Source organism: Providencia sp. CIM-Carb-044, from assembly GCF_033901115.1.
GTDB classification, from domain to species: domain Bacteria; phylum Pseudomonadota; class Gammaproteobacteria; order Enterobacterales; family Enterobacteriaceae; genus Providencia; species Providencia hangzhouensis.
The window spans coordinates 499,803-508,764 of sequence record NZ_JAXADV010000001.1; the positions used below are offsets into that span (position 1 = coordinate 499,803).

The window sequence follows — 8,962 nt, forward strand, 5'->3', positions numbered from 1 at the left end:
AGCAGCCAAGAAGTAAAATTATCTTTATTAAGAGGAAATGGCTCTTAATTTAAGGTCATATTTATCGTTCTTTGGCGAGATATTTTTTATTTAGGGAAGTCGGAGAGAAAGGCCATAAATGTGATTGGTTTACATACAAAAGCCAGTATGATGTATCTGCGAGTCAGTTAATTTATCCAGAGGAACACATGTATTCACAAAGAAAGGCAGAATTTTTCTTGGTGCTTACCACGATAATCGCGGCTTGGGGGTGGGTATTTTCCCGAGAATCAGTGCAGGGAATGCCTATTTTTGCCTTTCTTGGTAGCCGTTTTTTATTTGCAGCCATCATTTTAGCCCCTTTTTGTCGAGGGAAAAAAAATAGAATAACGGCGAAGCAATTACCAAAAATATTAATGACAGGCGGTTGGATGTCATTAAATATGGTGCTCTGGATCCACGCAGTTGCGATAACAGATTCAATTGGTGAAGGGGCTTTTATCATGAGCCTTGCTATGTTGTTTGTCCCGCTAGTCGCATGGGTTATTTTAAAAAATAAACCTGTACGTTATTTCTGGGAGGCACTTCCGGTCGCTGTATTAGGGTTGGCATGTTTAACACTATTTAAGGCACAGCTTGAATTTAAAGCAAGCCAACTGTGGTTTCTTGGTGCGGCAATTGTCCAAGCTATCTATTTTTGTTATACCAGTTTATATACTCGAACAATCCCTCTTTTGCCGTTAACGACCATTCAGCTTGCTTGTACAGGAATGACTGGGTTAGTTTTGTCATTTTTTTTAGAAGAGTGGCCAAGTAGCATCACCGTACCTACCATGATGTGGTTTATTGCTAGTGTTGTAATAGCAACGAGTTTACGCTTTGTATTGCAACTTATTGGTCAAAAAAATACTACTGCCGGCAATGCTGCAATTATTATGATCCTTGAACCTGTTATGACCGTATTTGTAGCGGCTATTTGGTACAATGAAAGAATGCCTTTTGTCCAAATTGTTGGTTGTGTGCTAATTTTATCGGCATTATTCTATTACCGATGGCGTTGTTCTAATTCATTACCAAGGTAAAATACACATAATAAACAATGGGCCAATACAGATTTTTTATAAGAAAACAGCTATGATTAATATGCATAGTCAGTGATAGGGATATTAATCTTAATAAGAACCTCTTATTTAGCATATTAAGATTAATGGTATTGAAAACATAAACGATATATCCAAAATAGCGTGAACTAGGAATAATAACGGTTTAATATTATCACCTTAGTTAAAGCTGAATAGGAAACGGGCATAAAATGAAAAAATTAGCATTAATATTAGGTATGGCAGGAGCAATGGTTGTGTTGTCTGCATGTTCTGATGAAAAATCAGAAATTGCTGAATACAAAGACAACTTTGTTAATACTTGTGTCGTTGCATCTGGTAATCCTCAAGGTGAAACAGCAAAAGCAGTTACCGCAATTTGTGGTTGTGCCTACGATAAAACAATTGAAAAATATGGTTTAGCTGAGTTTAAACGTATGGATGCGGAATTAGAAAAATCAGGTACCGCAGAGCCTGAATTCCAAAAAACCATGATTGAATTCGTTCAACAGTGCTCGACTAACGCACGTTAATTATTTATTACTCGCAGCTATTGATTATCAAGCAACAATAGCTGCGAATTTATTATTTTTACTTAAATAAGTGTTTGAATTGGTGTGGGGCGCTGCGTAGATATTGCGGTGCAACGTCTATTTGTTCGTTCAATTCACTTGCTGCTCGCCAAGGCCAGCGTGGTTCAAATAATATACCTCTACCGATTGCCACAAAATCTGCTTGGTGAGTTGCCACAATGGCTTCTGCTTGTAAAGGTTCAGTGATAAGACCGACAGCAATGACAGGCATCATAGTATTCTCATGAATAGCTTGGGCTAAGGGGACTTGGTAATTTGGGCTCAATGGTATCTGTTGTTCAGTTGATAACCCACCAGATGAGACGTGGATATAGTCACAACCTAAATCTTCTAATAATTCTGTTAGCTCAATTGATTCAGGTACGCTCCAACCCGATTCAAGCCAATCTGTTGCGGAGATCCGTACACCAATTGCAACATTAGGGCTAATGGCTTCTCTCATCTCATGGAAAATATTAATCAGTAAGCGAGTACGATTCTTAAAGCATCCACCATATTCATCTTGTCGTAAGTTTGAAACTGGCGATAGGAATTCATGCAGTATATATCCATGAGCAGCATGGATCTCAATAACGTCAAAACCTGCTTTTTCTGCCCGAATTGCTGCCTCAATAAATTGCTGTTTGAGCTGCGAAATTTCTTCAATAGTTAATGCATGTGGAATTGCATTATTACCAAAAGCCAGTGCTGATGGTGCTACAGTCTGCCAGCCATTAGGTTGTGTGGACTGAATACTTTTACCCCCTAACCAAGGTAAATCTGTTGATGCTTTCCTACCAGCGTGAGCGATTTGTACTCCTAAGCGTGCATCTGAATATTGCCGGATGTCGCTGAGTATTTGTTGCATTGCTGTCATTTGCTCTTCATTCCATAAGCCTAGGTCTTTGTAGGTAATACGACCTTCAGGAACAACAGCACTGGCTTCTACAATAACTAAAGAGGCACCTGATAAAGCAAGGTTCATATAGTGGGCTTTATGCCATGCTGTTGGCATACCATTTTCTGCAGAATATTGGCACATTGGGGGAACAATAATACGATTTTTCAGCGAAACTTGGCCGATTGATGCAGGTGAAAAAAGGTGGCTCATTGGAACTTTCCTTATTAGCAAACTTAAATTATTTTAATATTATACCCAGTTAGCTAAAAATTTTTTGTGAGATGGTGTGGTATTAAGGGGGAAAATTTGTTTTACAGCGAATTATTGAAGGAAAATCAAGTAAATTTTTGCAGATTTGATCAATACCATAAAAAGTATATTTCCCTAGCAATATGATGCAAAAAGAGGGAAAAAATATAAAAAAATGAGATAAAAAATAAAATATAATAATAGCTATTATTTTTTGATTGTTATAATTCTGTAACTTATAAATAAAATTAATAATCACCAATATAAAATGGCGTTAATATCTGCTTATGGTTTTAATGGTTCTAATAGTGAATAAAACTATTTTTTTATTTTAAATGATAATTTAAATAAGCGTTAATGCATTGTTTGTGAGGCAAAAATATAAAATATTCCTTGCGGTTATATTAAATGGTTTATATAAGAAACAAGCTTATTAAGCTGATACTAGCTAATCCTAAGCTTTGTGTTCACCTGAAAAATATAATTCTAAGAAGGAAATTGATGTGCTGACAATTATTGGTATTTTAATCATTATATCGATAGTAACATTATTGATGATGGGAAAAGTTAGCCCAATTATCGCAATGTCTTGTATTCCCTTTATTGGTGCTTTATTTGCCGGTTATTCTGTTGCTGAAATTTCAGTATTCTTTGAAAGCGGCATTAATAAAGTCTCAAAAGTCGCAGCTATGTTTTTATTTGCGATTTTATTCTTTAGCTTAATGAAAGACCTGCATATTTTTGACCCGTTGATCCGTTTAATGGTTAAAATGACTCGTGGGAATATTATTGTTGTTTGTATTATGACAACGTTAATTGCGGGTATTGTCCATCTCGATGGGTCAGGTGCTGCGACATTCTTAATTATTATTCCTGCATTGTTACCTTTATACCGTCAACTTGGTATGAGCCCCTATTTAATGTTGCTACTGATGTGCGCCAGTATGGGTGTCATGAATATGGTACCTTGGGGCGGGCCATTAGGCCGAGCTTCAGCTGTAACCGGAATTGATGCTTCGACCCTTTGGCAACATTTGATCCCAGTACAACTAATTGGTATGGGTGGCGCAGTGGTATTTGCTATTCTGATGGGGTTACGTGAGAAACGACGTATTGCAGCGGCCAGTTTGAAAGGAACTACGCCATATGAAATGGATTCTTTGTTACCTGTCAGTGACGACACTGCAGATATAACAGAAACGGTTCAAAAACCTAAAAAACCACTCATCAATGGTGGGTTAATTGTTGCCTCCGTTGTGTGTTTAGCATTTGGTTTATTATCTGCACCTTATGTTTTTATGATTGCACTTTCCATTGCCTTGATGGTGAATTTCCCTAATCCTAGAGACCAAATGAAAATTTTGGCCGCCCATGCACCACAAGCGTTGGGAATGGTTGCTATTATATTAGCGGCGGGAGCATTTTTGGGTATTTTATCGGAAGGTGGCATGCTTGAGTCAATCGCAACAGACTTAACGGCTATCTTGCCAACCGAATGGGTTTCTAAAGTCCATATTTTTGTCGGTATTTTAGGTGTGCCGATGGATATTTTTACCAGTACCGATGCTTACTATTTTGCCTTACTACCAATAATTCAACAAATTGCCGCCACAGTTGGTGTTGATCCATCTTCCGTTGTTTACGCCATGGCGATAGGTAACAACGCAGGGACCTTCGTGAGTCCTTTTTCTCCAGCGGCGTGGCTAGCTATGGGGTTGGCTGGAATTGATATGGGCCGCCACTTACGTTATTCGTTTGGTTGGATTTGGTTGTTCAGTTTCTTTTTATTAGCGACTGGGGCGCTAATCGGCTTGTATTAATTTACTCGTTGGCTTTAACGCCACAGCGTTGTTGGCTTCAAAAGTAAACCCTAGTCACATACTTGTGTATGCGCCTAGGGATTTACTTTTTTGCCGCCTAGCTGTGACATGAAATATTTAGAACAAATGGTTTTTATTTTGCGTGCTGGATTATTTTCTTTTATCAATTATTGGGTTTATCAGATAGTTACTATGTCGTAAAGCGAAGGGCTATGACATGATTTATTGGTTAATGATATCAATAAGGTTTGTTATGCGTAGGCCGCTTTCTTCTTATCATCCTATTCTCTATTGGCTGCGTGTCACCCAAAAACGTCTAGCTCGACGATTGCATTGGGCATTTTCCGCCAAATATTATGCGAAATTAAAATCCAATGAACGTCTTGAGTATCGCTACAACAAGCACACATCTAAGCTGATCCGTAAATTAGGTGAGTCAGACCTACGTTTACAATACAACAAAGTGACAAACTTACGTATTGCTGCAGAAGCGATGAATGGAGTCATTATCTACCCAGGGGAATACTTCTCATTTTGTCGGCTCGTTGGAAAACCAACTGCGCGCAGAGGTTTTCTTGAAGGTATGGAACTTTCGTTTGGTGAGGCTCGTTCAGGGATCGGCGGGGGAATCTGCCAACTGAGTAATTTAATTCATTGGATGGTATTACATTCTCCATTACAAGTGGTTGAGCGTGCTAATCATAGTTTTGACCCATTTCCAGATGAAGGGCGGGTATTGCCTTTTGGTTCTGGGGCGGCAATTTTTTATAATTATATCGATTTGGTTTTTTATAATCCGACACAAAGTGCTTTTCAGTTGGTATTTAATATTGCAGAACATCAACTCGAAGGGGAGTTATTGAGCTGCACTCCTCGTGAACACAAATACCATATTTATGAGAAAAACCATAAATTTACCCGAGAGAATGAAGTTATATACCGTCATAATGAAATTTGGCAAAAAGTAACAACCAAAGGACAAGAACCTATCACTCTGCAGGATAATTGTTTGTATCGTAATAAAGTGGTAGTGAAATATTCCCTAGATGAAAATTGTATAACAGTTGAGTAGTTGCGTTAGTAATGAGATTAGGAATAAATTGATAGCCTTTTTCTTGACAATTAGACTAAAATTCAACTGTTTTCCTTCAATTTCGCTAATTTTAACTATTAGCCAAGCAAAAATGAGGCCGTTACTCGGAATAGATATGTAATACCTACTCTTGATTTCTCAACAATTAAAGACGCAAATCTAACAAAAGATTTGTGGTTATTTCTATTTCTTTAGAGAAAGCATGATGAATATGCAATCAAGAAAGTATGGTAGAACGTATCACTATCCGTTCTCCCCTGGTACGACTAGTGATGATCGCATCAATAGCGATTGGTGGTCGCACATCCAAAATATAAACAAACTGGTTCACACAGAAAAACTGGATGGTGAAAATAATTGCTTAAACCGCCATGGAGTTTTTGCACGCTCTCATGGTGCCCCAACCCAATCGGCATGGAGCCAGCAAATTCGCCAACGTTGGCAGCTGATTAAAGATGATTTAGGGGATATCGAACTCTTCGGCGAAAACCTTTATGCAATACATTCCATTGAATATCAACATATTGAAGATTATTTCTATGTGTTTGCTGTTAGGCAAGGGGAGTATTGGCTTAGTTGGGAAGAGGTGCAATTTTATGCGGCTTTATTTGATTTTCCAACTGTCCCACAATTAGATTTATCACTCAGTAAACAGATGGATAAACAAGAGTATGCAAGTTCATTAATTACTGCGGCATCATTAGATAGTCAATTTATTGCGCGTGATACACATACAGGGAAAGCCTGTAGCATGGAAGGGATTGTGAGCCGTGATAGCCAAGGGTTTCATGTGGATGATTTTATGGCGCATGTTTTTAAATATGTGCGTAAAAACCATGTCAAAACAGATATCCACTGGAAACGGCATTGGCAGAGAGCCAAGCTGGCCTTTGAATTACAAGGAGAACAACCATGAGTTGGCAATTAACCCAATGTCGTGATTGGGTGCAGCTTGAAAAACAGTTCGATTTTGTGCGTGATATGCAATATGTGCCGCAAGACCGTTTGCACCATGCGGAAGGTAATGTGGCCATTCACACTCAAATGGTGTTAGCGGCTTTGGAAGATTTACCTGAATATCAACAGCTTCCAGAACTTAAACAACAAATCGTTTGGGCGGCAGCGTTGCTGCATGATGTTGAAAAACGTAGTACGACAAAAGAAGATGAAGAGGGGCGGATTCATTCGCCTGGACATGCTAAAAAAGGTGAGTTATCTGTACGAAATATATTATTTCGACAAATAGAAACACCTTTTGCTATTCGTGAACAGATTGCGGCTTTAGTTCGATTTCATGGTCTACCGCTTTGGTTAATGGAAAAGCCAGATCCTGAACGTACATTATTTGCGGCATCATTGCGCGTTGAAATGCCTTTATTGTGCATGTTAGCGAAAGCCGATGCGATAGGGCGTACATGCGAAGATAAAGCGGAATTATTAGTTAGAATCGAGCTATTTGAATTATTTTGTCGTGAGCAGGGCTGTTGGGACAAACCTAAATCATTCGCTTCACCAGCTGGGCGCTTCCATTATTTTCATCATCAAAAAGGCACTACGGATTACCAACCTTTTGAAGAGATAGGGAGCGAAGTGATTCTGCTATGTGGTTTGCCGGGGATGGGAAAAGACCATTTTATCAAACAGTTTTACCCACAAACGGCAGTCGTGTGTTTAGATGATATTCGCCGAGAACATAAAATCAACCCAGCAGATAAAAATGCACAAGGGTGGGTAGCTCAGCAAGCTAAAGAGCAAGCAAAACGATTGTTACGCACTAAAACACATTTTATTTGGAATGCAACATCATTAAGTGCCTCTTTACGGGGAACCATGATCAGCTTATTTGAACGTTATCAAGCCAAAATCCATTTAGTTTACTTGGAAGTGCCATTTAAACAGTGGCGGCAACAAAATCAACAACGTAAGTATGCAGTGCCGGAGCAAGTTATGGAAAAAATGGCAGGGAAGTTGGAGTTGCCAACGCCAGATGAGGCACATCAAGTTTCCTATTATATTGATGGTAATTTTGAACCGTTATTTGCAGAAAAATAAAATTAATCACCTGCCTCTAGATAAGAGGCAGGCCAAGATATTAGTTTTAAGGAACGTAGACATCGCCTTCAAAGAGTTTTCTTGCAGTTCGAATAATTGAAGCTTGAAGCTCTTCCGGTGAGTTGCCTTGTTGGTTTAACGACACATCAAATTTGCCACTTAAATGCTCAATAGCAATGTTTTTCATATCAACAGAGTGAACATATTGCTGGGTAATACTATTAGGAACAATAGTACTTGTGGCAATGGCAATAGCACCAGTCACGGCAAGAGCGCCATGGCATTTATGTGGCATAAAATAGCGGACATTAATGGTTCCACCGTGAATGGCGGGTGAAATCAATATGGGTTTAGGAATAACTTTTTTGCTCACATCACCAAGTCCCATCGCTGCCCCGGCTTTTATACGAATAGTTTCCAGCTTTTGCATAAATTCGGTATCGGATTCAAGTTGCTCCGCAGTTTCATAACCAGTTTTATTGAGCTGAGGAGCATCAATTAATACCACAGGCATTGCCATATCAATACAACTGACATCAATGCCTTCAATGGTATCAATAGCATGACCAGTAGGAAGCAATTTTCCTGTTTTTGTTCCACACGCATTTAAAAATGTCAGGGCAACAGGCGCGGCATGGCCGGGTACACTAGCAATTTCGGTATCACCATCATAATCCACATGACCATCAGGTGTTTGCACCGTAGAGTTGACGAAAGTGTTCGTATTGACATTACGGATCCTGACAGTGGTTGTTTTACCAGTAATAGGAACTAACCCCTTTTCAATCGCAAAAGAACCCACGGCACAAAGAATATTTCCGCAATTTGGTGCGGTATCAACAATACGTTCAGTAATAGAAACCTGAGCGAATAAATAATCAATATCAGCATCAGGATGAGTTGAAGAGCTAATAATAGCGACTTTGCTGGTTTGTGGGCTACCCCCACCAATACCATCAATTTGCAAAGCATGACCAGAACCCATAATAGCAAGGATCAGTTCATCCCGTTGTTGAGTGTCTTTAGGGAGAGAGTCCGCTAAAAGGAATACGCCTTTCGAGGTGCCGCCACGCATTAGTGTACAAGGAATTTTTTTCATCTGTTTACCCGTCATATTTCACGCTGTAGCTGTGTTGGCTGCACTCAGCCCCCCAAGTCACATACTGATGTATGCTCCTTGGGATACCTTCGTTTTG

The 8,962-nt window shown here is 39.2% G+C and carries 8 protein-coding genes; 6 read left to right on the forward strand and 2 right to left on the reverse strand.

The genetic code is table 11. The features are described 5' to 3' along the window. Positions 1–188: 188 nt before the first annotated feature. Together SJ312_RS02250 and SJ312_RS02255 are read left to right on the forward strand one after the other, a co-directional pair. The gene (locus tag SJ312_RS02250; protein WP_036957835.1) at positions 189–1,061 is read left to right on the forward strand and encodes a DMT family transporter; all 873 of its coding nucleotides are present in this window, start codon (positions 189–191) and stop codon (positions 1,059–1,061) included. 230 nt (positions 1,062–1,291) lie between these two features. Beyond that, positions 1,292–1,612 (forward strand): hypothetical protein, encoded by a 321-nt coding sequence (locus SJ312_RS02255; protein WP_004255491.1) that lies wholly within the window; start codon positions 1,292–1,294, stop codon positions 1,610–1,612. A 58-nt stretch (positions 1,613–1,670) separates the two neighbouring features. Here the strand turns inward: SJ312_RS02255 and SJ312_RS02260 are convergent, their stop codons facing one another. Next, positions 1,671–2,762 carry an NADH:flavin oxidoreductase/NADH oxidase gene (locus SJ312_RS02260; protein ID WP_096865102.1) on the reverse strand — a complete coding sequence of 364 codons (1,092 nt, stop codon included), beginning with the start codon at positions 2,760–2,762 and terminating at the stop codon, positions 1,671–1,673. Between the two features lie 542 nt (positions 2,763–3,304). On the opposite strand from SJ312_RS02260, the gene SJ312_RS02265 reads away from it, so the two are divergent. From SJ312_RS02265 to SJ312_RS02280, 4 genes are all read left to right on the forward strand, one after another. Next, positions 3,305–4,621 carry a CitMHS family transporter gene (locus tag SJ312_RS02265; protein WP_036957833.1) on the forward strand — a complete coding sequence of 439 codons (1,317 nt, stop codon included), beginning with the start codon at positions 3,305–3,307 and terminating at the stop codon, positions 4,619–4,621. Between the two features lie 217 nt (positions 4,622–4,838). Beyond that, positions 4,839–5,693, forward strand: coding sequence for a VanW family protein (locus tag SJ312_RS02270; protein ID WP_004255480.1), 855 nt, complete (start codon positions 4,839–4,841; stop codon positions 5,691–5,693). A gap of 226 nt (positions 5,694–5,919) precedes the next feature. Next, complete coding sequence (locus SJ312_RS02275; protein ID WP_094961205.1) at positions 5,920–6,630, forward strand: RNA ligase family protein; 711 nt, start codon at positions 5,920–5,922, stop codon at positions 6,628–6,630. Beyond that, positions 6,627–7,766 (forward strand): AAA family ATPase, encoded by a 1,140-nt coding sequence (locus SJ312_RS02280; RefSeq protein ID WP_319866854.1) that lies wholly within the window; start codon positions 6,627–6,629, stop codon positions 7,764–7,766. Before SJ312_RS02275 ends, SJ312_RS02280 begins: the two co-directional genes overlap by 4 nt. Before the next feature lie 46 nt (positions 7,767–7,812). Here the strand turns inward: SJ312_RS02280 and SJ312_RS02285 are convergent, their stop codons facing one another. Next, the gene (locus SJ312_RS02285; protein ID WP_036957831.1) at positions 7,813–8,865 is read right to left on the reverse strand and encodes a 4-oxalomesaconate tautomerase; all 1,053 of its coding nucleotides are present in this window, start codon (positions 8,863–8,865) and stop codon (positions 7,813–7,815) included. Between the last annotated feature and the right edge of the window lie 97 nt (positions 8,866–8,962).

Excerpts from the sequence above, each read along its gene's own strand:
- SJ312_RS02270 (WP_004255480.1), top strand. The coding sequence starts at position 4,839 with ATGATTTATTGGTTAATGATATCAATAAGGTTTGTTATGCGTAGGCCG.
- SJ312_RS02275 (WP_094961205.1), top strand. The coding sequence starts at position 5,920 with ATGAATATGCAATCAAGAAAGTATGGTAGAACGTATCACTATCCGTTC.
- SJ312_RS02260 (WP_096865102.1), bottom strand. The coding sequence starts at position 2,762 with ATGAGCCACCTTTTTTCACCTGCATCAATCGGCCAAGTTTCGCTGAAA.
- SJ312_RS02285 (WP_036957831.1), bottom strand. The coding sequence starts at position 8,865 with ATGAAAAAAATTCCTTGTACACTAATGCGTGGCGGCACCTCGAAAGGC.
- SJ312_RS02255 (WP_004255491.1), top strand. The coding sequence starts at position 1,292 with ATGAAAAAATTAGCATTAATATTAGGTATGGCAGGAGCAATGGTTGTG.
- SJ312_RS02250 (WP_036957835.1), top strand. The coding sequence starts at position 189 with ATGTATTCACAAAGAAAGGCAGAATTTTTCTTGGTGCTTACCACGATA.
- SJ312_RS02280 (WP_319866854.1), top strand. The coding sequence starts at position 6,627 with ATGAGTTGGCAATTAACCCAATGTCGTGATTGGGTGCAGCTTGAAAAA.